This window comes from Nocardia colli, from assembly GCF_008704205.1.
Lineage (GTDB): Bacteria > Actinomycetota > Actinomycetes > Mycobacteriales > Mycobacteriaceae > Nocardia > Nocardia colli.
In genome coordinates this window covers 48,780-74,071 of sequence record NZ_VXLC01000040.1, presented here as the reverse complement: position 1 = coordinate 74,071, position 25,292 = coordinate 48,780, and the positions used below count along the sequence as shown (strand labels likewise).

24 protein-coding genes are annotated in these 25,292 nt (G+C 68.0%); 12 read left to right on the top strand and 12 right to left on the bottom strand.

Features of this window, described 5'->3' with window-relative positions; genetic code table 11:
- Nucleotides 1-69: 69 nt before the first annotated feature.
- From F3087_RS43160 to F3087_RS43150, 3 genes are all read left to right on the top strand, one after another.
- On the top strand, nucleotides 70-1,023 hold the full coding sequence (locus F3087_RS43160; protein WP_150407989.1) for an AraC family transcriptional regulator: 954 nt from the start codon (nucleotides 70-72) through the stop codon (nucleotides 1,021-1,023).
- A gap of 26 nt (nucleotides 1,024-1,049) precedes the next feature.
- Entirely contained in the window at nucleotides 1,050-1,442 is a 393-nt protein-coding gene (locus tag F3087_RS43155) for an acyl-CoA thioesterase (protein WP_150408015.1), read from the top strand.
- A gap of 174 nt (nucleotides 1,443-1,616) precedes the next feature.
- Nucleotides 1,617-2,687, top strand: a complete 1,071-nt coding sequence (locus tag F3087_RS43150; RefSeq protein WP_150407988.1) for an alpha/beta hydrolase family protein — start codon at nucleotides 1,617-1,619, stop codon at nucleotides 2,685-2,687.
- A 59-nt stretch (nucleotides 2,688-2,746) separates the two neighbouring features.
- Here F3087_RS43150 and F3087_RS43145 read toward each other — a convergent pair whose 3' ends face one another.
- From F3087_RS43145 to pdhA, 4 genes are all read right to left on the bottom strand, one after another.
- On the bottom strand, nucleotides 2,747-3,742 hold the full coding sequence (locus tag F3087_RS43145; protein ID WP_150407987.1) for a hypothetical protein: 996 nt from the start codon (nucleotides 3,740-3,742) through the stop codon (nucleotides 2,747-2,749).
- A gap of 171 nt (nucleotides 3,743-3,913) precedes the next feature.
- On the bottom strand, nucleotides 3,914-5,632 hold the full coding sequence (locus tag F3087_RS43140; RefSeq protein ID WP_150407986.1) for a dihydrolipoamide acetyltransferase family protein: 1,719 nt from the start codon (nucleotides 5,630-5,632) through the stop codon (nucleotides 3,914-3,916).
- Nucleotides 5,633-5,663: 31 nt separating this feature from the next.
- Nucleotides 5,664-6,647, bottom strand: a complete 984-nt coding sequence (locus F3087_RS43135) for an alpha-ketoacid dehydrogenase subunit beta (RefSeq protein ID WP_150407985.1) — start codon at nucleotides 6,645-6,647, stop codon at nucleotides 5,664-5,666.
- Nucleotides 6,644-7,756 (bottom strand): pyruvate dehydrogenase (acetyl-transferring) E1 component subunit alpha, encoded by a 1,113-nt coding sequence (gene pdhA / locus F3087_RS43130; protein ID WP_150407984.1) that lies wholly within the window; start codon nucleotides 7,754-7,756, stop codon nucleotides 6,644-6,646. Before pdhA ends, F3087_RS43135 begins: the two co-directional genes overlap by 4 nt.
- A 135-nt stretch (nucleotides 7,757-7,891) precedes the next feature.
- On the opposite strand from pdhA, the gene F3087_RS43125 reads away from it, so the two are divergent.
- The 3 genes from F3087_RS43125 (at nucleotide 7,892) to F3087_RS43115 (ending at nucleotide 10,698) form a co-directional block, all read left to right on the top strand.
- Complete coding sequence (locus F3087_RS43125) at nucleotides 7,892-8,383, top strand: Lrp/AsnC family transcriptional regulator (protein WP_150407983.1); 492 nt, start codon at nucleotides 7,892-7,894, stop codon at nucleotides 8,381-8,383.
- Between the two features lie 15 nt (nucleotides 8,384-8,398).
- A complete protein-coding gene (locus F3087_RS43120) occupies nucleotides 8,399-9,205 on the top strand; it encodes an SDR family oxidoreductase (RefSeq protein ID WP_150407982.1) in 807 nt (268 codons plus the stop codon).
- Between the two features lie 80 nt (nucleotides 9,206-9,285).
- Complete coding sequence (locus F3087_RS43115; protein ID WP_150407981.1) at nucleotides 9,286-10,698, top strand: uracil-xanthine permease family protein; 1,413 nt, start codon at nucleotides 9,286-9,288, stop codon at nucleotides 10,696-10,698.
- Nucleotides 10,699-10,708: 10 nt separating this feature from the next.
- Here F3087_RS43115 and F3087_RS43110 read toward each other — a convergent pair whose 3' ends face one another.
- Nucleotides 10,709-11,929: a benzoate/H(+) symporter BenE family transporter gene (locus F3087_RS43110; protein ID WP_150407980.1), complete on the bottom strand. Its 1,221-nt coding sequence runs from the start codon at nucleotides 11,927-11,929 to the stop codon at nucleotides 10,709-10,711.
- A 263-nt stretch (nucleotides 11,930-12,192) separates the two neighbouring features.
- On the opposite strand from F3087_RS43110, the gene F3087_RS43105 reads away from it, so the two are divergent.
- Nucleotides 12,193-12,999 carry a sulfurtransferase gene (locus tag F3087_RS43105; RefSeq protein ID WP_223885793.1) on the top strand — a complete coding sequence of 269 codons (807 nt, stop codon included), beginning with the start codon at nucleotides 12,193-12,195 and terminating at the stop codon, nucleotides 12,997-12,999.
- Nucleotides 13,000-13,045: 46 nt separating this feature from the next.
- Here F3087_RS43105 and F3087_RS43100 read toward each other — a convergent pair whose 3' ends face one another.
- The gene (locus F3087_RS43100; RefSeq protein WP_223885789.1) at nucleotides 13,046-13,792 is read right to left on the bottom strand and encodes an MBL fold metallo-hydrolase; all 747 of its coding nucleotides are present in this window, start codon (nucleotides 13,790-13,792) and stop codon (nucleotides 13,046-13,048) included.
- Between the two features lie 69 nt (nucleotides 13,793-13,861).
- Between F3087_RS43100 and F3087_RS43095 the strand changes: the two genes are divergently transcribed.
- Nucleotides 13,862-14,458 (top strand): TetR/AcrR family transcriptional regulator, encoded by a 597-nt coding sequence (locus F3087_RS43095; protein ID WP_150407977.1) that lies wholly within the window; start codon nucleotides 13,862-13,864, stop codon nucleotides 14,456-14,458.
- Between the two features lie 68 nt (nucleotides 14,459-14,526).
- Here F3087_RS43095 and F3087_RS43090 read toward each other — a convergent pair whose 3' ends face one another.
- Together F3087_RS43090 and F3087_RS43085 are read right to left on the bottom strand one after the other, a co-directional pair.
- On the bottom strand, nucleotides 14,527-15,225 hold the full coding sequence (locus F3087_RS43090; RefSeq protein WP_150407976.1) for an HNH endonuclease family protein: 699 nt from the start codon (nucleotides 15,223-15,225) through the stop codon (nucleotides 14,527-14,529).
- An 80-nt stretch (nucleotides 15,226-15,305) separates the two neighbouring features.
- On the bottom strand, nucleotides 15,306-15,668 hold the full coding sequence (locus tag F3087_RS43085) for a hypothetical protein (protein ID WP_150407975.1): 363 nt from the start codon (nucleotides 15,666-15,668) through the stop codon (nucleotides 15,306-15,308).
- A 115-nt stretch (nucleotides 15,669-15,783) separates the two neighbouring features.
- Between F3087_RS43085 and F3087_RS43080 the strand changes: the two genes are divergently transcribed.
- The 3 genes from F3087_RS43080 to F3087_RS43070 all read left to right on the top strand — a co-directional run bounded on the left by F3087_RS43080 (nucleotide 15,784) and on the right by F3087_RS43070 (nucleotide 20,630).
- Entirely contained in the window at nucleotides 15,784-18,828 is a 3,045-nt protein-coding gene (locus tag F3087_RS43080) for a DEAD/DEAH box helicase (protein WP_150407974.1), read from the top strand.
- Nucleotides 18,825-19,595 (top strand): SWIM zinc finger family protein, encoded by a 771-nt coding sequence (locus tag F3087_RS43075; protein WP_150407973.1) that lies wholly within the window; start codon nucleotides 18,825-18,827, stop codon nucleotides 19,593-19,595. Before F3087_RS43080 ends, F3087_RS43075 begins: the two co-directional genes overlap by 4 nt.
- Before the next feature lie 219 nt (nucleotides 19,596-19,814).
- The gene (locus tag F3087_RS43070) at nucleotides 19,815-20,630 is read left to right on the top strand and encodes a helical backbone metal receptor (RefSeq protein WP_223885788.1); all 816 of its coding nucleotides are present in this window, start codon (nucleotides 19,815-19,817) and stop codon (nucleotides 20,628-20,630) included.
- On the opposite strand, the gene F3087_RS43065 is transcribed toward F3087_RS43070, so the two are convergent.
- Nucleotides 20,615-21,022, bottom strand: a complete 408-nt coding sequence (locus F3087_RS43065; RefSeq protein WP_150407972.1) for a DUF3224 domain-containing protein — start codon at nucleotides 21,020-21,022, stop codon at nucleotides 20,615-20,617. The two genes, F3087_RS43070 and F3087_RS43065, sit on opposite strands and share 16 nt — an antisense overlap.
- Nucleotides 21,023-21,063: 41 nt before the next feature.
- Nucleotides 21,064-22,557: a flavin-containing monooxygenase gene (locus F3087_RS43060; RefSeq protein WP_150407971.1), complete on the bottom strand. Its 1,494-nt coding sequence runs from the start codon at nucleotides 22,555-22,557 to the stop codon at nucleotides 21,064-21,066.
- A 242-nt stretch (nucleotides 22,558-22,799) separates the two neighbouring features.
- Between F3087_RS43060 and F3087_RS43055 the strand changes: the two genes are divergently transcribed.
- Entirely contained in the window at nucleotides 22,800-23,456 is a 657-nt protein-coding gene (locus F3087_RS43055; protein WP_150407970.1) for a TetR/AcrR family transcriptional regulator, read from the top strand.
- Between the two features lie 12 nt (nucleotides 23,457-23,468).
- On the opposite strand, the gene F3087_RS43050 is transcribed toward F3087_RS43055, so the two are convergent.
- Nucleotides 23,469-24,542 carry an amidohydrolase family protein gene (locus F3087_RS43050; RefSeq protein ID WP_150407969.1) on the bottom strand — a complete coding sequence of 358 codons (1,074 nt, stop codon included), beginning with the start codon at nucleotides 24,540-24,542 and terminating at the stop codon, nucleotides 23,469-23,471.
- A 112-nt stretch (nucleotides 24,543-24,654) separates the two neighbouring features.
- Nucleotides 24,655-25,284 carry a TetR/AcrR family transcriptional regulator gene (locus F3087_RS43045; protein WP_150407968.1) on the bottom strand — a complete coding sequence of 210 codons (630 nt, stop codon included), beginning with the start codon at nucleotides 25,282-25,284 and terminating at the stop codon, nucleotides 24,655-24,657.
- Between the last annotated feature and the right edge of the window lie 8 nt (nucleotides 25,285-25,292).

Here is a 25,292-nt window from a genome sequence, read left to right as displayed (position 1 = left end):
TCGGCGCGGGGCGAGACGAGACATAGTTCAGCAGCTCATGACCATGTGTAATCGTCTACTGTGGGTTGCGTGGATGCGCTCGCCAGTCTGCTCGAAGGTCCACGTGCCCGAGGCGCGTTCCTGATGTGCTCGTTGCTGAAGCCGCCGTGGTCGTTGCACATTCAGGACGAGGCGCCGCTCACCGTGGTGTCCATGGTGCGTGGTGGCGCCTGGGTCATGCTGGGCCAGAACTCGCCGCGTCAGCTGTGCGAGGGCGATGTCGCGATCTTCCGCGGGCCCGACCACTACACCGTCGCCGACGACCCGGCCACCGAGCCGCAGATCATCATCCATCCCGGCAACGTGACGAAGACTCCCGACGGCGAAGTCCTGTGCGAGACACTGAGTCTCGGCGTGCGGCAGTGGGGGACCGACGCCGACGGCGCGACCATGATGGTCACCGGCACCTACGAGTCGGCCGGTGCGGCCAGCCAGCGCCTGCTGCGCGCCCTGCCGCCGGTCATCGTGCTGCAACGCGGCGATTTCGACACCCGGCTGCTCGACATCCTGGTCGACGAGGCGATCAAGGACGAGCCTGCCCAGGGCGCGGTGCTCGACCGGCTGCTGGACATGGTGCTGATCGCCGCGCTGCGCGCCTGGTTCGCCCGCAACGACGCGCCCGCCTGGTACCACGCCTACAGCGACCCGCTGGTCGGCAAGGCGCTGCGGCTGCTGCAACACAATCCGGCGCACGGCTGGACCGTGGCCAGCCTGGCCGAGGCGGTCGGGGTGTCCCGGGCCGCGCTCGCCCGCCGGTTCACCGACCTGGTCGGCGAGCCGCCGATGTCCTTCCTCACCGAATGGCGGCTCGCGCTCGCCGCCGACCTGCTCGCCGAATCCGACGCCACCATCGAATCCATTGCCCGCCAAGTCGGTTACGGCAGCGCCTTCGCCCTGAGCACCGCCTTCAAACGCCACTTCGGCGTCAGCCCGCGCGACCACCGGCAGGGCGCCACACCCGCTGAGCTATCGTCGGCCGGGTGACGCAGCAGTATCCGGTCCTCTGGCCGATGCCGACCCGCTGGGCGGACAACGACCACTACGGGCACGTGAACAACGTGACGTACTACTCGTACTTCGACACCGCGGTGAACGCGTGGTTGATGCACGCCACCGGGACGGACATCCGTGAGTTGCCCGCGCTCGGCGTGGTCGCGCAGACGTCGTGCCAGTTCGTGGGGTCGTTGAGCTTTCCGGATCAGCTTCAGGTCGGGTTGCGTATCTCGCGGCTCGGGCGTTCCAGCATCACCTATGACCTGGCCATTTTCCGGGACGCCGATGGTGAGCTGGAGCTGGCCGCGACGGGCGTTTTCGTGCACGTTTACGTCGACGCGGAAACCCGTAAGCCCGTGGAGATTCCGGCCGTCATCCGCACCGCCGCTACCGCCCTCGTCACCGACTGATCCGGTGCGGCAACGGGTTTGCTGCTAACTTCGGTACGGCGGCCTGGGAGTGGTCGCCGGTAGAACATGCTTCGTGGGGGAATGTTGATCAGTCGGTTGTTCGCTGTGTTTTTGTCTGTTGTCGCGGTACTGGGAAGCGTTGGTATCGCTGGTGCTTCGCCGCTGGGTGTGCCGGTGTTGCCGCAGCCTGGCGGCCAATTTCCGGTCGGCACAACGGTTCTGCACCTGGTCGATGCCGCGCGGCCGGATCCGTTCGTGCCCGAGCGGTCGCGGGAATTGATGGTGTCGGTGTTCTATCCGGCCGCCGAGGTCGACAGGTACTCGCGTTCGCATTACGCGTCCACCGAGCTGATTCCCGCGCTGGAGAAGAGATTCGGCGTCGAGCTGCCCGGCCTGCTGACCAACTCTTACAGTGGTGCACCCGCACTCGCGGGGCCGGCGTATCCGGTGGCTCTCTTCACGCCGGGGGCTGGGGTCTCGCGGATAATCAGCACCGGCCTGGCCGAGGATCTCGCCAGTCGCGGTTATGTGGTGGTGACCATCGACCACACTTATGAAGCGCCGGTGGTGGAGTTTCCGGGCGGCCGACTGGTCCGAGCGGCGCCGATGGCTGCCTTCGACAAGGAAATTCGGCACAAATTCACCGACGCCAGAATGCTGGACACCCAGCTCGTCCTGAATTCGCTCACCGCGCTGTCGCGTGGGGAAAACCCGGACGCGGAACATCGCGACCTGCCCGCGGGTCTCGACCGCGCCCTCGACCTGGACCGGATCGGCATGATCGGTCACTCCCTGGGCGGGTTCATCGCCGTCGAATCGATGCACGAAGACCGCCGCATCGACGCCGCGATCGACCTCGACGGCCAGATCGGCATCGACGAGGACTTCGGCCGCGCCGCCACCGAAGGCGTCGACCGCCCCGTACTGGTGCTGCGCAGCCAGCAGATCGCCGAGGTCGGCGACGCCGAACCATCCCTGGACGCCTTCTGGCAGCACGGCACCGCCTGGAAGCGCGAACTGACCCTCCAAGGCTCCGCCCACTACGACTTCACCGACCTGCCCGCCCTGGTCCCCGACGCAACCCGCCCCGTCACCAAGCAATACATCGGCCCCATCCCCGCCGCCCGCGCCACCACCCTAGTCCGCACCTACGTCGCCGCCATGCTCGACAAATTCCTCCGAGCCCACCCCGACACCCCCCTAGACCACCCACCCACCACCCCCGACCTCACCCAAGACCGCTAACCCCGCACCACTTCTGATTTCCCGCACCGAAAATCGCATGCAATTTTCGGTGCGGGAAATCAAGAGTGGTGCGGCTGTATCGGCCACGGACGGATCTGCGGACGTGGGGCGTCGGGGAGGGGCGCCGGGGTGATGGTTGCGCGGGGGGTGGGGCGGGGCTCGTGGATGGCGTGTTGCCAGCGGTGGATCGCGGAATCGCCGGTGAGGTCGTGCCAGGTCCAGCGGACCATTCGGAGGCCGGTGTCGCGGATGGCGTCCTCGCGAAGCTTCTCCTTGAAGACGGCATCGCCGGGTGCTTGCCCTCGCTTCAGCAGTCGGCCGTACTTGACCTGTCCATCGAATTCGCCGACGACTCCCGCCGATTCGTCGTAGAAGTCCACGCGACCCAGGAATTCTCCTGTCGCGGAACGTACTTCACCCTGTTGAGCGGGGACGGGTATCCCATGGCGTTTGAACATCACCCGGCTTCGTGATTCGCCGACGCTTTCACTGCGCCCATCGAGGAAGCTGATAGTCCTGCGTGCCTGTGATATTCCGTTGCGGCGGTTGGCGAACTCGAGCTCGAGCGCTAGTTCCGATGCAGTGATCCCCAGCATCCGCACTGCTGCATCTCCCACCACCACGGCCTGCTCGAAAGGGAGGGTGCGAGCCAAGTCGACAACCGTCCGTGCGGGTGACGTGGTCCGCCATCCGTCGATCTCCACCACCCCGTCTGAAATCGGAGCGCAATGAATTTTCGACGCACGACGGATTCGTCCACCATTGGGCCGGTCTCGCGTTACGTGGACCAGATCTAATGCTGTTGCCCACAAAGGCAATTCATAGAGCACGGCGGCGGATTGATGACTGACAATCGCGTCCTCGGTCAGCGTGGGCAGAACCGATTCGATGAGAATCCGGTGCTTCCCGGCACTGTCGCGGTTGTCGAAGCCGACCTGCTCGACGTAGCAGCCGTGGCCCAGGCGACGCCAGCCCGGCCCGCGATAAAGCTGGCGAATATCGTGGTCGGTATAACCCTGCGTCAAAACGTCTCGGCGGCGCTGTATCTCATCCATGGCGACGATCCTCACCACGAGAACCCCCGCTGCCTACCTCCCCACCCACGATTGTGCATAACACGCACCTGTGGAGAACTTGGTAGTCGATCAGCCGCACCACTTCTGATTTCCCGCACCGAAAATCGCATGCAAATTTCGGTGCGGGAAATCAAGAGTGGTGCGGCTGCGCTAGATGCGGCTCAGTAGGGTTAGGGGGTCCTCGAGGAGGGTGGCGGTGGTGGCTAGGAAGCGGGAGGCCAGTTCGCCGTCGATCATGCGGTGGTCGAAGCTGATGCCGAGGGTGGTGACCCAGCGGATGGCGAGTTCGTCGCGGAAGACCCAGGGGCGCTTGCGGATTGCGCCTAGGCACAGGATGGCGGCCTCGCCGGGGTTCACCAGGGGGACGCCGGTGTCGACGCCGAAGACGCCGACGTTGGTGATGGTGAAGGTGCCACCGCGCAGGTCGGTGGGGCTGGCGGCGCCGGATCGGGCGGTTTCGGCCAGCCAGCCGAGCTCGCGGGTGAGGTCGCGCAGGCTCAGCGACTGCGCGTCCTTGAGGTTCGGCACCAGGAGGCCGCGGTCGGTGGCCACGGCGAAGCCGAGGTTGACGTAGTGCTTGGTGACGATCTCCTGATTCGCCTCGTCCCAGTAGGTGTTGATCTCCGGGAATTCGGCCAGCGCGGCCAGTGCCGACTTCGCCACCAGTGCGAGTGGGGTAAGGGTCAGTCCGGCAAAGGATTTGGTGCTGCGCAGGTGGTCGAGCAGTTCCATCGACGCGGTGCAGTCGATGGTGACGAAGGTGCTCGCCTGGGGGATGGTGCGGGCACTGGCCAGCATGGCGGCCGCGGTGCGCTTGCGGACGCCGCTGATCGGGGTGCGGTCCTCGCGAGACGCTGGCCGGATCACGCCGGCGTCGGGGTCGGTGACGGCCGGTGCTGGGGCTGCGGGGGCTGCCTGCGACTGACTCGCCAGTGTGCGGGGTTGCGAGACCGGGACCGCGCCGCGCACGTCTTCGACGGTGACCGCGCCGTCCGGGCCGGAACCCGCGACGAACCACAGATCGATACCCAGCTCGCGGGCCAGTCGGCGGGCGGCGGGAGTGGCGGCCGCCCTGGTCGTGGTCAGCGGTGGTCGGAGGTTGCGCGAGAAGTGTTCTACGGCTTCATATTCGGGGTTCGACGGAGTGGTGGACGCGGGTGCGGTCGAATCCGACTGCGCGGCGGGAGATTCGGATCGTGCGGCAGGAGATTCAGATCGTGCGGCAGGAGGTTCGGATGGCGCGGCGGGTGATTCAGATCGTGCGGCAGGAGATTCAGATCGTGCGGCGGGAAGTTCGGATGGCGCGGCGGGTGATTCAGATCGTGCGGCGGGAAGTTCGGATGGCACGGCGGGAGATTCAGATTGCACGGTGGGTGACTCGCCCTGCACTGCAACATCGGATCGGTGGGCGGCGAGCCCCTCGCCATTGACCGGCTCCGACCCCTGACCAGGTTCTCGGACAACGGATGCCGCAGGCCGACGACGCCGAGACACCGTCTCGCCTTCCGGCCCGTAACCCACCAGAACCGCGGTCCGCCCGGCACCCGGCGCATCACTCGCCACATCCGAGCCGTTCTTCGCACTGCTCGGTCCGGCCGGCGCCTCATCACTCTGCACCCGGATCAACGGCGCCCCCACCAGCACCGTCTCTCCCGGCTGCGCAAGCAACTCGACCACCCGCCCGGCGAACGGCGAAGGCAGCGCCACCACCGCCTTCGCCGTCTCGACCTCGGCGATCGTCTGATTCAGTTGCACCTCGTCACCGACACCGACCGACCACGACACCAACTCGGCGTCGGCCAGCCCTTCCCCCAGGTCGGGCAGCCGGAACTCCAGGACATTCTCCGGCTGGCGGTCACGATCTTCCACGTGGGCACCTCTCACTACGACGGACCGGCGGTCAGGCGGCGAGCGTTCGGTCGACCGCGGCCAGGATGCGGTCGGGGTCGGGCAGGTGGAACTTCTCCAGCTTGGCCGGCGGATACGGGATGTCGAACCCGCCGACGCGCAGCACCGGCGCCTCCAGGTGGTAGAAGCAGCGTTCGGTGATCCGCGCCGCGATTTCCGCACCGAGACCGGCGAATACGGGCGCCTCATGCGTGACGATCAGCCGGCCGGTCTTGGCGACCGACTCCTCGATCGTGTCGAAATCGATCGGCGACAGACTGCGCAGATCGATCACCTCGAGCGAATGCCCTTCCTCCGTCGCGATTTTCGCGGCGGACAGCGCGGTGGCCACGGTGCCGCCATAGGCGACGACGGTGGCATCGGTACCGACGGTGCACACCCTGGCGCGATCGAGCGGCAGCCCGCCGTCGCGATCGAGCGCGAGGAAATCGACGTCCGCCTTGTCCCAGTAACGCCGCTTGGGTTCGAAGAAGATCACCGGATCATCCAGCGCAATCGCTTGGCGGATCATCAGATACGCGTCGGCGGGATTGCTCGGCGTCATCACCCGCAACCCGGCGGTGTGCGCGAAATAAGCTTCCGGCGATTCCGAATGATGCTCCACCGAGCCGATCCCGCCGCCGAACGGGATACGAATCGTGATGGGCGCGTTGACCTTTCCCTGCGTCCGATAGTGGATCTTGGCAACGTGCGAGACGATCTGATCGAAGGCGGGATAGACGAATCCGTCGAACTGGATCTCACACACCGGCCGGTAGCCGCGCAGTGCCATGCCGAAAGCCGTTCCGATGATGCCGGATTCGGCCAGCGGGGTGTCGACCACCCGGTTGTTGCCGAAGTCCTTCTGCAACGCGTCGGTCACCCGGAAGACGCCGCCGAGGCGGCCGATGTCCTCGCCCATGAGAATGACTTTGGGGTCGTCCTCCAGTGCGCGGCGTAGTCCGGTGTTCAGTGCGCCGGCGAAAGTGGTGATCATGAAGGGACTCCTTCCGGTCGCGCGGCCGCCTCGCTGGGATCGCCAGCCAGGTATTCCGCGTACTCCCGTCGCTCTTCGGTGATGAGCGCGTGCGGGGTGGTGTAGACGTGCTCGAACAGTTCCATCGGTTCGGGGTTGGGCATCTCGATGGTCGAGGTGCGCACCTGCCGGGCCACCTCGTCGGCGTGTTCGGCGACCTGACGCTCGAAGTGGTAGTCGAACAGCGATTCGCGTTCCAGCAGCCTGCGCAGCCGGTCGATCGGGTCGCGGCGGGCCCACTCCTCGGTCTCCGCGGACGCGCGGTAGCGGGTGGGGTCGTCGGCGGTGGTGTGCGGGCCCATCCGGTAGGTGAGCGCCTCGATAAACGACGGCCCGCCGCCGGAGCGGGCGCGCGCCACGGCCTGCCGGGTCACCGCGAGCACCGCGAGCGCGTCGTTGCCGTCCACCTGCACGCCGGGGATGCCGTAGCCGTAGGCCCGGCGCACGATCGGGGTCTGGCTCTGCACCCGGACCGGTTCGCTGATCGCCCAGTGATTGTTCTGGCACAGGAACACCACCGGCGCGCTCCAGCTCGCCGCGAAGCCGAGCGCCTCGGCGATGTCGCCCTGACTGCTCGCGCCGTCACCGAAGTAGGCGATGGTCGCGATCTCGGCGCCGTCCAGGTGCGCGGCGAAGGCGTAGCCGGTCGCGTGCAGGCCCTGCGAGCCGACGATGATGTTCGGGTTGGTCATGTTGACCGCGTTCGGGTCCCAGCAGGAGTGTGCGACGCCGCGCCAGAGCCGGGTGATCTCGGTGGGATGCACGCCGCGGCAGTAGGCGACGGCGGCCTCGCGATAGCTACAGAACACGTAGTCGTCGGGGTGCAGGGCGTGCGCGGAACCGACCTGGGTGGCCTCCTGGCCGAGCAGCGGGGCCCACAGGCCGAGCTGGCCCTGCCGTTGCAGCGCGGTTGCCTCGGTGTCGATCCGCCGGGTGACGACCATGTCTTCGTAGAGCGCGCGTAGCTCTTCCTGGCCCACGTCGGCGACCAGGGCGGCGTGTTCTCGATCGAGGACACGACGACCGTCGGGCTGGACCAATTGCACCGGATACTCGACCTTGTCTGGCATCGGTGGCCGCCTCCTCACCATTCAGGTGTGCTCTACCTCACAGCATCCACGATAATGCGATGTGCGCAAGTGATCGACACGCGAATGCGCAGAATGCTCAATTCTTACCCCTTTGGCAATGTCATACTGCGTTGCATGACCAGAGAAAACGTCGACGTGACCTTGGACGCCACCGACGCCAGGCTCTTGCTGGAACTGGTCGCCAATCCGCGAGCCACCGGCGTGGAGCTGGCCGCCCGGCTCGGGCTGTCCCGCAACACCGTGCAGGCGCGGCTCTCGCGCTGGGAGGCCGGCGGTGTGCTCGGCAGTTTCGAGCGCCGGGTGCAGCCGCGCGCGCTCGGCTATCCGCTGGCGGCGTTCGTCGCGGTGGTCGTCGATCAGCACCAATTGGATTCTGTCGTAGACGAACTCGCGGAAGTGCCCGAGGTGACCGAGGTGTGCGGCATGACCGGGCTCACCGATCTGACCGTGCGCGTGGTCGCCAGGGACGCCGACGATCTGTATCGAATTGCCGGGCAGATCTTGAAGATTCCCGGCGTGGAGCGGACCAACATGGCGCTGGTGATGCGCGAATTGGTCGGCCCGCGAACCGCTCCGCTGCTGAATCGACTATCGCGCGGTAGCTGAAGCTAGGGTGCGGGGATGGAGATTTCGGGCAAGGTTGCGATCGTCACGGGGGCCGGCGCGGGGATCGGGGCGGCGCTCGCCCGCAAGCTGGTGGCCGATGGCGCGCGGGTGGTGCTTGCCGACCTCGATGCCGACGGAGCGGCCCAGGTTGCCGAATCCCTCGGTGCCGCAGCGGTTGCGGTCGGCGGCGATGTCGCGGACGAGCAGGTGATTCGCGGACTGATCGAGCGCGCTGAGGCCGAATTCGGCCCGGTGGACCTGTATTTCGCGAATGCGGGCATCGGCGGTGGCGCCGGGCTCGACAGCACTGACGCACAGTGGGCGGCTGCGCTGGAGGTCAACGTTCTTGCCCATGTTCGGGCTGCGCGGCTGCTGGTTCCCGGTTGGCTGGAACGCGGGACCGGTTACTTCGTGACCACCGCGTCGGCGGCTGGGCTGCTCACCCAGCTCGGTTCCGCGCCGTATGCGGTCTCCAAGCACGCCGCCGTCGGCTTCGCGGAGTGGCTGTCGGTCACCTACGGAGACAAGGGCATTCGCGTGAGCTGCATCTGCCCGATGGGTGTCGACACCCAACTGCTCAACGGCGGCCTGGTCCCCGCAGAGCACGCCGCCGAAGCCGAACTCGCCGTGAAGGCGGTCAAAACCGCCGGTGCGGTCCTCTCCCCGGACGAGGTAGCCGAGGTCATCACCGCCGGCGTCGAAGCCGAACACTTCCTGATCCTCCCGCACCCCGAGGTGCTGAAGATGTACCGCTACAAGGGCACCGACTACGACCGCTGGCTCGATGGCATGCGCCGCTTCCAGGCCGCCCTGCAAAGCTGAGCCTGAGATATAGGTGTGATGTCACGCGGGGGAAACATTGGGGGCGCTCGATGTAAAGAAGACCGACTAGTTCTTTAGGTATGGCAGAGACAGCGCATCTCGTCGATACCCGGTTGCCGTTCGGGCGGCAGCTCACCTTCGGGATTCAGCACGTGCTGATCATGTACACCGGGTGCATCACGGTGCCGCTGGTGTTCGGGGCGGCGGCGGGGCTGGATCGGGCCACCATCGGGGTGCTGATCAGCGCGGATCTGCTGATCGCGGGGGTGATCACGCTGGTGCAGAGCCTGGGTGTGGCGAAGCTCGCGGGTGCGCGGTTGCCGATCATCTGCGGGGCCACGTTCATCGGGCTCGATCCGATGATCCTGATCGCCAAGGAGTACGGGCTCCCTGCGGTGTATGGGTCGATGATGATCGGCGGTGTTGTGGGCGTCGCGCTGGCGTATCCGTTCGCGCGCCTGGTCCGGTTCTTTCCGCCGCTGGTCACCGGGACGGTGCTCACCGTGGTCGGGGTTTCGCTGATCGGGGTGGCGGGCGGGCTGATCATCGGCAACAACCCGGCGGCGCCGGACTTCGCCGCGCCGTCGCATATCGGCCTCGCGGCGGTCGTCTTCGTGATCGCGGTCGGGTTCATGTGCCTCGGCCGCGGCATGGTCGCCCAGCTCGGGGTGCTGATCGGGCTGGTGGTCGGGATCGTGATCGCCGCCCCGATGGGTTTGATCAATACCGGAGGGATCGGCGGGGCCGCCTGGGTCGGCCTGCCGAAACCGTTCCATTTCGGCGCGCCGGAGTTCCCGATCACCGGGGTGGTCGCGATGAGCGTGGTGATGGCGGTGGTGTTCGCCGAGTCGACGGCGAGCATGCTGGCGATCAGCGAGATCACCGGAAAGCCGATCAGCAAGGGCGATTTGGCGCGTGGCCTGGTCGGCGACGGACTCTCCGGCGTGCTCGGCGGCGTGTTCACCGCGTTCGTCGACACGATCTTCAACCAGAACGTCGGCGCTGTCGCCGCCACCCGGGTCTTCAGCCGCTACGTCACCGCCACCAGCGGCGCGATCCTGGTCCTGCTCGGGCTGTTGCCCCGTTTCGGCGCGATCGTCGCGGCGGTGCCGCAGCCGGTGGTGGGCGGCGTCGGGCTGGTGCTGTTCGCCACGATCGCCATCGTCGGCATCGACACCCTGCGTAAAGCCGATCTCGCCGACCGGGTCAACGCGACCATCGTCGCCACCGCGCTCGGTGTGGGCCTGCTGCCGGTGATGGCGAAGGACATGTTCGTCCACTTCTCTTCCTCCGCGCAGATCCTGCTGACCAGCGGCATAACCCTCGGCGCGGTAACAGCTTTCACACTCAACCTGCTCTTCAACCACACCAAACTGGGCGTGCTCGCGCGAAGCGGTTCCATCCCGACAACAGTCGAGCATCCGACCGGCACCGAGCCAAAAGCCCACCGCGACAGGGCCACTCCGACCCCGTCCGCTCCGGCGCCCGCCTGACCGGCCCGGGTCAGTCGCGCAGAGCGAGCACCCTGCGGACCACCAGTCCCGCGATGAGCGCCCAGAAGGCGGCGCCGATGCCGAGGAAACCTACCCCGGAGGCGGCGATCAGGAAGGTGATGATGCCCGCCTCGCGGTGTTTTTCGGAGCTGAGGGCGCCGGTCAACGCTGCGGCGAGCGTGGCCAGAAGGGCAAGGCCCGCAACGGTTTCCAGGACACCCCTGGGTGCGACGGCGATGAAGGTGACCAGAGCGGCCGAGCCGAGGGCGACGACGAAGTAGATGACGCCCGAGGTGAAGGTAGCGATCCAGCGCTTCTTCGGGTCGGGGTGCGCCGACGGGGCGGCCGAGAGGGCGGCGCTGATCGCGGCCAGATTGATCGCGTGCCCGCCCGCGGCCGCGCCGATGATCGTGCCGATGCCGGTGACGGTCATCGCGGCCCGCCAAGGGACTTGGTAGCCAAAGGATTTCATGACCGCGGTGCCGGGGATGTTCTGCGACGCCATGGTGACGATGTAGAGCGGTATCGCGACGCCGATCATCGCCTGCCAATTCCATTGCGGCAGCGTCAGTTCCACCGAGGGCACCATCGCGGCGAAGTCGAGATGCTTGTGCTGCACGGCAATACTGATGCCGGAGCCGACGGCCGCCGTGCCGAACGCCGCGATCACCGCCCAGCGCTTGGCCACTCGTTGCAGCACCAGCCATACCAGGATCACCGGAATCACCACCGCCGGGCTGGCCGGCACCGCCTTCACCGGCGCCAGGCACAGCGGCAGCAGCACGCCGGCCAGCATGGCCTGCGCGATCTCCACCGGAATCGCGGCCACCAGCCGGCCCAGCCGCTGCCACACGCCGGTGATCACGATCAACACCCCGGCGATCGCGAACGCGCCGACCGCGGCGGGCCAGCCCCCTGCCACCGCGCCGGTGCTCGCCAGCAGCGCCGCGCCGGGCGTGGACCAGGCCAGCGTGATCGGCATCCGGTATCGGTAACTGAGCAGCACCATGCCGATCGCCTGCGTCACGCACAGCGCGAGCAACCCGGAGGCGGCCTGGGCCGCGTTCGCGCCGACCGCGTTCAGTCCGCTCAACACCACGGCGAACGAGCTGGTGAAACCCACCAGCGCGGTGACGACGCCCGCGCCGATCGCCTGGGCGCGCCCGGCCTCGGGGGCAACGGGGGATTCCGGCTCGGCGGGCGCCGCGGTGGCCGGGGAAACGTTCGACATTGTGGCGATCCTGCCCGCAACTGGACTGGTCCGTCACGGGCCAGTCGGCCGAAACTGGACCGAATTGCCGAATGATCGCGACCAGGGCGTTCACCGCGGCGCATTGCCCGGCGACCTGGCGGTCCGATCGCCCGTCCCGGCCGTTCTTACCGGCGAGTAGCGCTGGGGTGCAGCCACATTGCGCAGCTCAGATGCGTAGGGTGGTGGGTATTCGGTGCGCGAAGGTGCGATTACTGGACTAGGAGCCTGGGTTGAGCGCGGTACTGATCTCGCCGGTGGAGCTTCGGGAGGCGTTGCCGGACAAGCGGGTTCGCCTGCTGGACGTCCGCTGGGCGCTGGGTGACCCGGACGGCCCGCAACACTATCTGGACGGCCACATCCCTGGCGCGGTCTTCGTCGACATGGAGACCGAGCTGGCCGCGCCGCCCTCGCCGGCCCGCGGCAGGCATCCGCTGCCGGACATCGCGCAGTTGCAGCGATGTGCGCGCAGCTGGGGCATCCGCAACGGTGACCCGGTGGTGGTCTACGACGCGACCGGCGGCATGGCCGCGGCCCGCGCCTGGTGGCTGCTGCGCTGGGCGGGCATCGCCGACGTGCGCATCCTCGACGGCGGACTGCCCGGCTGGACGAACTCCGGCGACGAGCTCGCCACCGGCACCGAGCCCGATCCGGAACCCGGCGATGTCGAACTGAGCCCGGGCCACCTGAAGGTCATCGATGCCGACGCGGCCGCCCGCTGGCGCGGCGTGCTGCTCGATGCCCGCGCGGGCGAGCGCTACCGCGGCGAGATCGAGCCGATCGACCCGCGGGCCGGGCACATCCCCGGCGCGATCAGCGCCCCGACCGCCGAAAACCTCGACGCCAACGGGCGTTTCCGGGCCCCGGCCGAACTGCGTGACCGGTTCGCCGGATTCACCGCGGAACCGGTCGCGGTCTACTGCGGCTCCGGCGTGACCGCGGCCCATCAGGTCGCGGCGCTCGCCGTCGTCGGTATCGAGGCGGCGCTGTACCCGGGTTCCTGGTCGCAGTGGTCGAACGATCCGAAGCGACCGGTCGCGACCGGAAGCTGACCCTCGGTATCGGCCGCGGCGGATTCCGGCCGGCTCGCTCGATGACTCAGAGGCGCAATGACCGGCCGGGCGGGAGAATGTGCACGGTGGTGTCGGGGGCCAGGTCGGCGGCGGCGTCGCGGTACCGCGCGGGGTCTCGGGTCGCTTTGGTCATCACGCGGTCACCGAGGGGACCGCTGGTGAAGGCGTAGTGGATGGGGACCGCCAGGCGGGGGCGCAGGGCGCGGGTGAGGTCGGCGGCGTCGGCGGCGTCCATCACTACCTTGCGGTTGAAGGCGGGACGGATGCGCAGGCCGTTGATGGGGAGCAGGGCCAAGTCCACCGTGGGGAAGCGCTGAGCGATGTCGTCTAGTTCGGCGATGCGCAGGGTGTCGGCGCCGAAGAAGACGCTGTGGTTGTCGGCGCGCAGGACGAAAGTGATTTCGGGGACGCCGTGGCTGGCGGGTGTGGCGGTCACCTCGACTGGGCCGAGCTGGGTTCGCTGCCATGGATCCAGCTCGATCACATTGCTGAATCCGGCCGCGTGTACCGCTTTTGCGAGTCCGCGTACGACCGCGAACGGGACGTTTTTGTCCGGGTAAGCACGCAGCGCGTTCAGGTCGCAATGGTCGTAATGGGCGTGGCTGATCGCAATGCCTGCCAGCTCGGGCAGGTCGGCCGCGGTGGCGATGCTGCGCGGCTCGCCCTGGTGGTAGAAGGGGCGCTCGGAAAACCAGGGATCGGTGAGGATTCTGGCGCCACCGAAATCGAGCAGGACGCTGGCGTGGACGATGCGAGTCACGCTGACGGACATAGAGATTCCTAACCAGACGGCTGTCTACTGATACTATTAAGTGGACACTCGTCTTGTTACCCTGTCAAGGTGCAGGCAAAAGCTTCCAGGAATCGCAATCGACGCGGCGACGGTGCCCGTCTGCGCGACGAAATCGTGGCCGCGGCGAGCGGATTGCTGGAAACCCTGGATGGACAGGACGCGCTGTCGTTGCGTGCCGTGGCGCGTGCGGTGGGCATTGCGCCGCAGAGTGTCTATCTGCACTTCGCCGATCGACGCGACCTGCTCACGGCGGTGTACGAGGTTCGATTCGCCGAGCTGCGGACCGCGCTTTCGGTCGCGGACGCGGCCGACGGACCTGCTCGCCTCGCCCGAATATGCCGTGCCTACTGCGAATACGGCCTCCGGAATCCGGGCCACTACCGAGTTCTGTTCGGCACAGCGGGCACGCCCGGTTGGGAGCCGACCGATGCTCAGCTGCCAGGCCTGCCGGTCTTCCGTCGGCTAGTGGATGCCGTCGAGGCGTGCGGCAGCGCGGATCCGACCGCTACCGCCACCTGCCTCTGGGCCGCGATGCACGGCCTGATCACGTTGCGCCAGGATCGCCCCAGCTTTCCCTGGCCGGACCTCGACGTACTGCTCGAAACACTGATCACCGCACACCTGTGCGCCACCCGAGCTCGGTGACGATGCGATCTCAGGGTTGAGTTCCGCAGCGGCAAGACAATTCGACGGCTTGCCCAGTTCGCCGATGCTCAAGGGCACGTACGCGCCACACCTTGCAGCGCAAGACTGTCCGCTTCGGTCAGTGCCAGCTCGTATTGCACGGCCACGGTCAAGTACTTGCCCGCGTAGAAGCAGTGGTTCGCGCGCGCAGGTGGCAGCCATTGGGCAGGGGTCTTGTCACCCTTGGCCTCGTTGGTGCGCCCGTCGGTGGCGAGCAGGTTGAAGTCGAGGTCGTTGGCGAACCGGATGCGACGCTCGGGCGGCCAGCCCGCCGCGCCCAGATCCCAGGCGGCAGCCAGCGGAAAGACATGGTCGATCTGCACGTCGTTGGCATCGGCCTTCTTGAACGGGATCTGTTTGCCGGTATACGGATCGTTCAACGTGCCCCCGACAACCACGCAATCACGCGTCCCCGGCCGGAAACTCACCTCTGCGAGCTGCCTGGCCAGCACATTGTTCCGGGTATCGCAGCCATCGTGCCCGCCGGGCCCGTCGTTGTCATCGGTCCAAGCCGGACCGAACACGCACCCCTGTCCCGCCTTGCATCCACGCTCGTAACCGCCGGGATGCGGCCGATCCGGCACCACTCGCACCCCGGCCAGCAACTGCTCCAACTCGGCCCTGGTCGGACTACCCGGCGCGGGTGCGACCGGGCCGACGCCGAGTTGAGCGCACCCGGCAGCGCACATCGCCACGAGCGCGCCGACGACCCAGCGCCGAATGTCCATGACGCCAGATGTACACGCGGGGACCGACATTCGTAAGACCTGAAGCACAAGCGGTTGTCAGAACTGGAGCGACACAACCCTCACAGCCAGGCACGGGCGAGCAGGTCGTCGTCGGCGACCTCGCTTGCCCGCGGCGGGAACCGGGTGGCCGAAATCGACTCGGAATTGGCGCCGTCGTGCCCGATCAGCCACGAGCCGCCGCGCTCCTCGCACTCGGCGAGCTTGGCGAAGGTGGCGAGCAGGAAGGCGATGGCGTCGTGCGAGTCGAGGGTTCGGGCCAGGCGCTGCGATTCACCGGGGCGGGACAGGTCCAGCCACACACCGGACTGACCGTCGAGCCGCATGCCGACGATCTTCTCGGCGTTGATGAAGGTGAATTTGCGCCGTTCCCATGGCGTCGTCGGCGTGAAGCTCTGCTCGAGAACCTGGAGCAGAATCGTCATGATTGCCTCCGTTGACCAGCGGATATTCAAGTATGTTCCGCCCGCGCCCAGAAATCCAGAGAAGTGCGATCGCGGCGCTTGGATCGGTGTCGGACCCACCTGCTTGGATGGGTTGATGCTGCACGGTCTGTGGTCGCCGGGATCCGGGTTGCTGCTCTGGCACGACTCACCCCTCACCATGCTGCCCGACCCGTTGGGCAGCGTCTTGAGCGCGTCCAAATTCCGGCACCGCGCCGACGTGCTGGTCACCGGTCCGGACGGCACCGACACCGAGCAGGTGCGCGCGCACGCGATGGCTCCGGCGGCCGCGGCGACGGCCTTGCGGCAGCGGCTTCCGGCCGAGGCGGTCGCGGGTGACCTGCGCTTTCTCGCGCACGTCGCGCACGGGGTGGAGCGCTGGGTGCGGGCCGGCCGGATCGTGCCGGAGCTGCGCCGCGAGGACGGTCAATGGTGGGTGCGCTGGCGGCTGGTCGGCGGCGAGCGGCAGCGCGCCTGGCTGGCCGAGCTGGCCGTGGCCATGCCCGCCGCGCTGCGGGTGGCCGGTCGGCCGAACACGGTGCTCGACGATCTGGTCACCGAACTCACCGACCCGATCGCGCGGACGCTGATCGACCCGCTCGACGCGGATCACCCGCTGGTGGACGCGCTCGTCCGGGATATCCCCCTGGACGCGGGCAGCTACCGGGTGGCCGAAACGCTGGAGCACTGGCGCGCCACCCTGACCGGCGACGAGCCGGAACTGGTGCTGCGCCTGCTGGAACCGGACGGCGAGCTCGGCACCGCGGACGAAACGGTGGCGCTGTGGCGGCTGGAGGTGTGCCTGCGCGTCGACGGCGAAGCACCGAATCCTGTTCTGCTGCACGCCGATCCGAATCTGCTACGGATCGCGGTGGAAAAGCTCGGCGAGGCGCAGCGGGCCTACCCGCGACTGCGCGACCTGCCGAGCGACCCGCGCTCGATGGACCTGCTACTGCCGACCGAGGTCGTGGTCGACCTGGTCGAACACGGCGCGCACGCGCTACAAGCCGCCGGCGTGCGGCTGCTGCTGCCGCGCGCCTGGAACGTCAGCGCGCCGACCATGCGGCTGCGGGTGGAAAGCGCGGTGCCCGCCGCCGAAAGCACCGTCGGCATGCCGGGACTCGTCTCCTACCGCTGGGAACTCGCGCTGGGCGACACCGTCCTCACCAAGGCCGAGATGGAACGGCTGGTCAGCAGCAAATCCGATCTGGTCCAGCTGCGCGGCGACTGGGTGCAGGCCGACCACAAGGTGCTGGCCGCGGCCGCTCGTTATGTCGCCGCGCACACCGACACCTCGGAGATCACCTTCGCCGACCTGATCGGTGAACTCGCCGGCGGTCGCATCGAACAGGTCCCGGTCACCGAGGTCACCGCCACCGGTTGGGCCGCCGACATCCTGGATCGCACCCGCGAACTCGAGCCGATCACCCCGCCGATCGGGTTGAAGGCCCAGCTGCGCCCGTATCAGGAACGGGGCCTCGCCTGGCTGGCGACCATGAGCCGCATGGGATTCGGCGCGATCCTGGCCGACGACATGGGGCTCGGCAAGACCGTTCAGGTGCTCGCGCTGCTGGTGCACGAGCGGGAGGCGGCCGCGAGTACGCAGGCAGCAAAAGGCAAGTCGACGAGTCGTGCCCGTCAGCCGGCAGAGGCGAGTGGGCGGGCGGCCGCGAGCACCGAGGCGGAAACGGGCAAGTCGACGAGTCGTCCCCGCAAGTCGGTCGACGCGAGTGTCGAAGGTGCGGTGGTGATTTCGCTCGATGAGGCGCGGCGGCGCAAAGCCGCCGGGGGAGCGGACGAGAGCGTCGTCCGGCAGGACACCCCGGAAAGCGTTCGGCCGGACGGCATGCCGGGCCCCACCCTGCTGGTGTGCCCGATGTCGGTCGTCGGCAACTGGCAACGCGAGACCGAGCGTTTCGCCCCGGACCTGCGGGTGTGGGTCCACCACGGGGTCGGCCGGCGCTTAGGCGACGAACTCGATGCCGCAGTGGCCGAAGCAGACCTGGTGATCACCACGTACTCCCTGCTCGCGCGCGACCTGGACGAGCTGAAACGGCAGTCCTGGGACCGGATCGTGCTGGACGAGGCGCAGCACATCAAGAACGCCGGCACCAGGCAGTCCCGCGCGGCCCGCAGCCTGCCCGCGCGACATCGGTTGGCGCTCACCGGAACTCCGGTGGAAAACCGCCTGGAAGAGCTGCGCTCGATCATGGATTTCGCGGTGCCGAAGGTGCTCGGCAGCCCGCAGACCTTCCGCGCCCGCTTCGCGGTGCCCATCGAACGCGAGCGGGACGAGAACGCGATCAGCAGGCTGCGGATGATCACCCAGCCGTTCGTGCTGCGCCGGGTGAAGACCGATCCCGCGGTGATCACCGATCTGCCGGAGAAGCTGGAGATGACGGTGCGGGCCAACCTGACCGTCGAGCAGGCCGCCCTGTATCAGGCGGTGGTCGACGACATGCTGGCCAAGATCAAGGACGCGAAGGGCATGGCCCGCAAGGGCGCCGTGCTCAGCGCGCTGACCCGGCTCAAGCAGGTGTGCAACCATCCGGCGCACTTCCTCGGCGACGGCTCCGGGGTGCTGCATCGCGGCAGTCATCGCTCCGGCAAGCTCGCCCTGGTGGAGGACGTGCTCGACGCGGTGCTCGCGGACGGCGAGAAAGCGTTGCTGTTCACCCAGTTCCGCGAGTTCGGCGAGTTGATCGCGCCCTACCTGGTGGAGCGTTTCGGCACGGAGATCCCGTTCCTGCACGGCGGGGTGCCCAAGGCGCGCCGCGACACCATGGTCACCCGGTTCCAGGAGCCGGACGGCCCGCCGCTGATGTTGTTGTCGCTCAAGGCCGGTGGCACCGGACTGAACCTCACCGCTGCCAATCATGTTGTGCACCTGGACCGTTGGTGGAACCCGGCGGTGGAGAACCAGGCCACCGACCGCGCCTACCGGATCGGTCAGCAGCGCAACGTGCAGGTGCGCAAGCTGGTCTGCGTCGACACCATCGAAGAGCGGATCGACGAAATGATCAACGGCAAAAGGCAACTCGCCGATCTGGCCGTCGGCGCGGGGGAGAACTGGATCACCGAGCTGAGCACCGACGACCTGCGTGAGCTGTTCACCCTCGGCGCCGAGGCGGTCGGCGAATGAGCCCTTACATCGACTACAACGAGTACGGCAAGCGCCGCCCGGTGCGCGGCGGGGTCGAGGCCCGCAGTCGTCGTGGCGGTTTCGGCCGCACCTGGTGGGGCAAGGCGCTGATCGATGCGGTCGAGCAGATGGCCGACGCAGGCCGGATGTCGCGCGGCCGCACCTACGCGCGGGCCGGTCAGGTGGTGAGCTACCGGATCGAGCCGGGCTCGGTGACCGCGGAAGTGCAAGGCAGCCAACCGCGTCCGTTCACCGCGGTGTTCACCGTGCGCCCGCTGCGCGAGGAGGAACTCGAGCTGCTCATCGAGACCATCCGCGACGCACCGGGCATGCTCGCGGAGATCGCGTCCGGCGCGCTGCCCACCGCGCTCGGCCCGCTGCTGCTGCCGACCACCGCGGCCGACCTGGATTTCACCTGCACCTGCCCGGATCCGGGGTGGCCGTGCAAGCACGTGGCCGCGGTCTGCTACCTGCTCGCCGAACGCCTCGACGAACGCCCGCGCGAGATCCTCGCGCTGCGCGGCCTCGACCTGGACACCCTGATCGGCGGCATCGAACGCGACCTCCAGGCGAGCACCGATGCCGATGATCCCTACGGCAATTCGGCCCGGTTGCCGGACCTGCCGAAGCTCGAATTCCGCCCCGCCCCCGACGACCTGGACTCGATGCTGCTGCGCAAGGCGCTGCGGATGACCTCCGCCGAGGAGCCGGTCGCCGCGGCGGGGCTGCGCGAACTCAACGCGCTGTATCGCATGTTCGAGAGCTGATCGAGCTTGGTGAGCATCCGGCGTCGGGGCTTGCGGTTGTCTCCGGACTTTTCGGGGCGGGATCAGGTCCGGTGACACAGGGACCGGGACTTCCCGACACCGGATGCCTCACCCAGTCTGCGCGCAGGGAACCCGCCCCGGAACTGCCCGAGGGTTGCCCAGCCGCTGCCCTTGCACCGAACTTCGGGCAGTGCCCCGGCCCCGCCTAGGCTGGTGCCCGTGGCAGGCGAGGGTTCGTTGCCGGAATCCGGCCCGGGCAGCGACGATCTAGGCGTCGCTGTCCCGCTCGCGCGGCCGCCGCGGCGGGTGGTGTCGCTGGTGCCCTCGTTGACCGAGGCGGTCGCCGTGACCTGTCCGGAGATCCTGATCGGCGCGACCGACTGGTGCACGCATCCGGCCGAGCTCGCGGTCGAACGGGTGCGCGGCACCAAGAACCCGAATGTGCGCCGAATCGTCGAACTCGCGCCCGATCTCGTGCTGTGCAACATGGAGGAGAACCGGCGCATCGATGTCGATCGCCTACGGGCGGCGGGAATTCCGGTGTGGGTCACCAGAATCGAGACGGTGGACGAGGCACTCGCTTCGCTGGCAGGGCTTTTCACGGTCGCCCTCGGCATGGGTATCCCGCAGTGGCTCACCGACGCCGAATCCGTCTGGGCGCCAAAACCGTCCACGCCGCCGCGCAACGCGGTCATACCCATCTGGCGCAATCCGTGGATGGTGGTGGGCCGCAACACCTTCACCGGTGATCTGGCCGGCCGACTCGGCCTGCATCTCGTGCACGCCGACCGGCCGGACCGCTATCCCCGCCTCACCGAGGCGGAACTGATCACCGGCATCGACCTCGCCGTGCTACCCGACGAGCCCTACGTTTTCACCAGAACCGATGGCCCCGAGGTCTTCCCGGGAACCCCGGTCGCCCTGGTGGAGGGCCGCAGCCTCACCTGGTACGGCCCGTCCATGGCCACCGCACGGCAAACCCTCACCCGGCAGCTGGCGGCGGCCTTCCCCGGCGGTGCTCAGCCGAGTTCGTAGTCGAACCACATGTGGTGCGTGCCGTCCTCGTCCACGCTGAGCCCGCCGGTACCGGTGATGCCGGCCAGGTCGCCGGTGCCGCTGGCCGGGACGATGACGAACGATTCGGCGGTGCGGTCGGCGCCCGAGGTGGTCGCCGAGTGGGCGAAGTTGAAGCTGCCCGCGGCACCGTTCAGCGCGCCCTCGAACGACTCCATCGCGACGTAGGTCCCGGTCCCGGTGGCCTGGTCGAACGCCGCGGTGAACAGGGTCGCCGAGCGACCGGTGATCTCGCCGTCGAACTTCTTCTCGATCTGCGCGACGCCGACCGGGAGCGCGGTGTCGATGGCCGGCTGGGGGACCACCTCGGTCGGGACGAACGAGACGACGGAGAAGGTACCGATTGCTTTCATGCCCCGGATCGTAACGACGGCCACCGACAATTCCGCGGGTCCTAGGCCGACGTCGCGAACCGGTAGTCGGACAGGTCGAAGTGCCCACTGCGCCAGGCCGCCTCGACCGTGGTCGACGGCCGCAGCGGCACGTCGCCGTGCTTGTCGAAGTAGTAGCTGTTCGACACGGAGCAACTGTCCTGCCAGAACACCTGCCCGCCGCGGCGGTCGAGCATCTCCTGGAAGAAGCGGTCGTTCGCCTCGCGGGTCACCTCGACCACCGTCGCCTTGCCCGCACGGGCATGCCGCAGGCAGCGCAGGATGTGCCTGGTCTGGTTCTCGATCAGGGCGAAGTAGGACGAGCCGTTGTAGCCGTACGGGCCGATGATGGAGAAGAAGTTCGGGAAGCCCGGAACGCTCACTCCCTCATAGGCTTGCAGCCGGTTCTCGTCCCACCACTTCTCCAGGTCGATGCCGCCGATGCCGCGCAGGTCGTAGGTCGGCATGTTGCCGGATTCCATCACCTTGAAGCCGGTCGCCAGCACCAGGATGTCGACCGGATATTCGGTGCCACCGGCGGTGCGCACGCCGGTGCTGGTGATCTGTTCGATCGGGTCGGTCTCCAGCACGACGTTGTCCCGGTTGAACGTGGCCAGATAGTCGTTCGAGAAGCTCGGCCGTTTGCAGCCCAAAGCGTAACGGGGCGTGAGCTTTTCCCGGATCACCGGATCGTGCACCTGGCTGCGCAGGTGGGCGTGGCCGGCCCGCTCGCCGAGCGCGGCGGTCGGCAGGTTCTTGTGATAGTGCGCGGCGATCGGGAAGGTGATCTCCACATAGGTCTGGCTGATCAGCCGGGTCAGCGATCGCGCGCCCGGAATCCGCAGCGCCCACTGCACCGGCTTGGGCAGCGGCAGGTCGAGCCGGGGCAGGCACCAGATCGGCGTGCGCTGGAAGACGACCAGCTGCTCGACCTCGGGCGCGGTCTCCGGAATCACCTGCACCGCAGAGGCTCCCGTGCCGATGATCGCGACCCGCTTGCCGCGCAGGTCCTGCCGGTGGTCCCAGCGCGAGGTGTGCATGGTGACGCCGGCGAAGTCCTCGACGCCGGGGATCTCGGGCAGCTTGGGCCGGGTCAGCACGCCGGTGGCGCTGATGACGAAGCGCGCGGTCAGCTCGCCGCCGTCGGCGGTGTGCAGCCGCCAGCGGCAGCCGTCCTCGTCGAACTCGGCCTCGGTGATGTTGGTGTTGAACCGGATTCGCGGGCGCAGCTCGTATTTGTCCACGCACGATTCGGCGTACGCCTTCAATTCCCTTCCGGGCGCGTAGGTCCGGGACCAGCTGGCCCGCTGCTCGAAGGAGAACTGATAGCTGAACGACGGAATGTCCACGGCGATACCGGGATAGGTATTCCAGTGCCAGGTGCCGCCGACACCGTCGGCCTCGTCGACGATCAGGAAATCGTCGAATCCGGCCTCCCGCAACTTGATCGCGGCGCCGATCCCGGAGAATCCGGCGCCGACGATGATCACCTCGTGATCGATCCCGTTGCTACTCATGCCTCCACCTCGCTGGCGCTCGGTTCCGGCATGCGCAGCGCGCGCTGGCACATGATTCGCTCACTTCGTTCGCTCATGCGACCTCCCGTTGTCGGCGCGGAGCTTCCGCTCGCGGCACCGCCCGTGCGTCATGGGCCGTGTCCCGCGGCGAAGACGGCGGAGTCGACCCGTGCTTAGTGCGGCCGATGGTAATTGGCCGCACATGCCACCAATTAGGCGCGCGGTGCGGTAGTTTGTCAACCATGAGCCTGCGCGTACCGGCCCGGACCTGGGGCGGCCGCACCACCGAGGAGCGCCGCGCCGAACGTCGCGCGCGGCTGATCGACGCCGCCCTGGACATCTGGATCGAGAACGGGTGGGCGGCGGTGACCATGCGCGGCGTCTGCCAGCGCACCGCGCTCAACGACCGCTACTTCTACGAGCACTTCGCCGACCGCGACGAACTGCTCGGCGTCGCCTGGGACGCGGTCTGCACCGAGGTGTTCGCCGAACTGGCCGCCATTTTCGCCGAACACGTCGAGCGGCCCCCGCTGGAAATCCTGCGCGCGGCCGTGACCCGTGCGGTGCGGCTGCAATCCGACGACAACGGACGCGCCCGCATCCTGCTGGCCGAGCACGCGGGCAGCGCCGTGCTCGAACAACGTCGCAAAACCATGCTCGCCGACGGCACCGAGCTGCTCGTCGCCACCTCCCGCCCCTACCTGCGCCCGGACGCCGACGAGCTGGAATTCCGGATGAGCACCCTGGTCGGCATCGGCGGCTTCATCGAACTGCTCACCGCCTGGCGCACCGGCACGATGGACATCGACGGCGACCGCATCATCGAACACACCTGCCGGCTCGGTGCCCTGATCGGCACCCAGTACCTCCCGCCGGAGATCATTGCCCCTGTCGGATAACACCTTTCGGCGCTACGCGTCGATCCGGTACACGCGTCGGGCGGTATCCCGGAAGATGTGCGCGAGTTCCGTTTGCCCGCCGCCGTGGCCGGTGACCGCGGTGGCGACTGCTTCGATGCTGTTGCTGATGGTTGTAATCGGTTTGTCTACGGGGAAATTCGAGCCCCAGATCAATCGGTCGGCGCCGAATGCGTCGAGGGCGTGTTCGATGAGGGGGTGAATTCGGTCCACCAGCACGGGAATTGGGGTGGTGGTGCCGCGCCGGGGTACCGGATGGCCGAGGACCGGCATCATCAGGCCGCTGACCTTCGCGACCACGTTCGGTTGTTCGGCGAGCGCGGACAAGTCGTCGCGCCAGCGCAGATACAGCGCGCGGCGCACGCTCGGGTTGGTTCCGGTGTGCTTGCCGATCGGGCCGAAAATTCCTGCGGGAGTAGCGAGATGGTTGAGCACGATCGGCACCTCCGGGTACCGCTCGGCCAGCGCCGTCACATCGGGCAGGGCATGCGAGTAGACCCAGGCCTCGAAGGAGAGGTCTCGCTCGGCCAGCCGCCCGAACCCGTTCAGGAATTCCTTTGTGGTGAGCGCGCCCGGATGGTCGGCGTACGGCCGCACATCCGGATCGGGGTGATGGGCCGCGTGCGCTCGGATGCCGCGCAGCAGGGGCGCGGCGGCCAGGTGTGCGTCGAGCAGCGCGGCGAATTCGGGCGCCGCCGGGTCCGCGTTGCCGAGAATGGCGCCCAGCTCCGGATTGTCGCCGCCGAAGGGTAGTCGGGCCACCCACGCCGTCTCGTCGGCCTCGGCCAGCGGGTCCTTACCGGCCCAGGCGACCTCGATGTGCACGATCGTGTCGATCGGCTCGTCGCCCGCGTCCGCGCGATAATCCGCGGGCAGATACGGACGACTGAAAGCCGTTGGATCCCCGGTGAATTCGCGATCCCGCCGCGGTGCGACCCGTTTCGCCAGATCCATCGGGATCGGCAGCATCCGCAGCAGCCTCGCCGTCCCGCTGAACGTCCGCGGTGTGGTGAACGGATCCCACTGATGAATATGTGCGTCGATGATCCGAATACCCGATAGATCCATGTCCGCCGTCCCAACGCGCCGAGGGCCTTGACCCGGCGATTGTCACACGGCAGCCGCACCGCTCGTTCGGAATCGACGCAGCAGGCCGTGATTCATCCGCGCTGCCACAGGGTCAGCGCGCCCCGAACGCGGCCAAGAAGGTATCGACGGCCGCATCGGCGATGGCCCGGTATTCGGTCGCCGAGACCTCCCGGGTGCCGAGCCGCGACCGCGCCTCCAGCGGCGCGGTGAGCAGGGCGAGCAGCTGTTCGGCGGCCAGCGCCGGGTCGCCGATCCGCAACTTGCCCGACAGCGCCAGTCGCGCGAGCCGATCCGCCATCGCCTCGGCGATGCGCCGCGAGGTGCGGTCGAGCACCTCGTCGGTGAGCTCGGGGAAGGCCGCGAGCTGGGCGTAGGTGAGCGCCCGCAAGGCACGGGCGCGCTCGCCCGCGCACACCGCGAGCAGCTCGGTCGCGACCTCGGTCAGCGCGGGCCGCAGGTCGTCGCCGGGATCGCGCAGCCGGTCGGCCACCGCGAGGGTCTCGGCGGCGACCGCGTCGGCCGCGGCCAGCACGGCGTGCCGGAAGAGCGTCTGCTTGTCGGTGAGGTGGTTGTACACCGTGGGTTTGGCGACGCCGGCCTCGTCGGCGATCTCCTGCACGCAGGTCTTGTCGTAGCCGCGCCGGGCGAAGACGGCGAACGCGACATCGAGGATCGCCTGCCGCTTGTCGATGCGGCCGCGCGCCGTCGTAGCTCCCGTCACTCCTGCAT

Excerpts from the sequence above, each read along its gene's own strand:
- F3087_RS43155 (WP_150408015.1), top strand. The coding sequence starts at position 1,050 with ATGCCGACCCGCTGGGCGGACAACGACCACTACGGGCACGTGAACAAC.
- F3087_RS43145 (WP_150407987.1), bottom strand. The coding sequence starts at position 3,742 with ATGGATGAGATACAGCGCCGCCGAGACGTTTTGACGCAGGGTTATACC.
- F3087_RS43135 (WP_150407985.1), bottom strand. The coding sequence starts at position 6,647 with ATGATCACCACTTTCGCCGGCGCACTGAACACCGGACTACGCCGCGCA.
- pdhA (WP_150407984.1), bottom strand. The coding sequence starts at position 7,756 with ATGCCAGACAAGGTCGAGTATCCGGTGCAATTGGTCCAGCCCGACGGT.
- F3087_RS43125 (WP_150407983.1), top strand. The coding sequence starts at position 7,892 with ATGACCAGAGAAAACGTCGACGTGACCTTGGACGCCACCGACGCCAGG.
- F3087_RS43120 (WP_150407982.1), top strand. The coding sequence starts at position 8,399 with ATGGAGATTTCGGGCAAGGTTGCGATCGTCACGGGGGCCGGCGCGGGG.
- F3087_RS43115 (WP_150407981.1), top strand. The coding sequence starts at position 9,286 with ATGGCAGAGACAGCGCATCTCGTCGATACCCGGTTGCCGTTCGGGCGG.
- F3087_RS43110 (WP_150407980.1), bottom strand. The coding sequence starts at position 11,929 with ATGTCGAACGTTTCCCCGGCCACCGCGGCGCCCGCCGAGCCGGAATCC.
- F3087_RS43100 (WP_223885789.1), bottom strand. The coding sequence starts at position 13,792 with ATGTCCGTCAGCGTGACTCGCATCGTCCACGCCAGCGTCCTGCTCGAT.
- F3087_RS43090 (WP_150407976.1), bottom strand. The coding sequence starts at position 15,225 with ATGGACATTCGGCGCTGGGTCGTCGGCGCGCTCGTGGCGATGTGCGCT.
- F3087_RS43085 (WP_150407975.1), bottom strand. The coding sequence starts at position 15,668 with ATGACGATTCTGCTCCAGGTTCTCGAGCAGAGCTTCACGCCGACGACG.
- F3087_RS43080 (WP_150407974.1), top strand. The coding sequence starts at position 15,784 with ATGCTGCACGGTCTGTGGTCGCCGGGATCCGGGTTGCTGCTCTGGCAC.
- F3087_RS43075 (WP_150407973.1), top strand. The coding sequence starts at position 18,825 with ATGAGCCCTTACATCGACTACAACGAGTACGGCAAGCGCCGCCCGGTG.
- F3087_RS43065 (WP_150407972.1), bottom strand. The coding sequence starts at position 21,022 with ATGAAAGCAATCGGTACCTTCTCCGTCGTCTCGTTCGTCCCGACCGAG.
- F3087_RS43060 (WP_150407971.1), bottom strand. The coding sequence starts at position 22,557 with ATGAGTAGCAACGGGATCGATCACGAGGTGATCATCGTCGGCGCCGGA.
- F3087_RS43055 (WP_150407970.1), top strand. The coding sequence starts at position 22,800 with ATGAGCCTGCGCGTACCGGCCCGGACCTGGGGCGGCCGCACCACCGAG.
- F3087_RS43050 (WP_150407969.1), bottom strand. The coding sequence starts at position 24,542 with ATGGATCTATCGGGTATTCGGATCATCGACGCACATATTCATCAGTGG.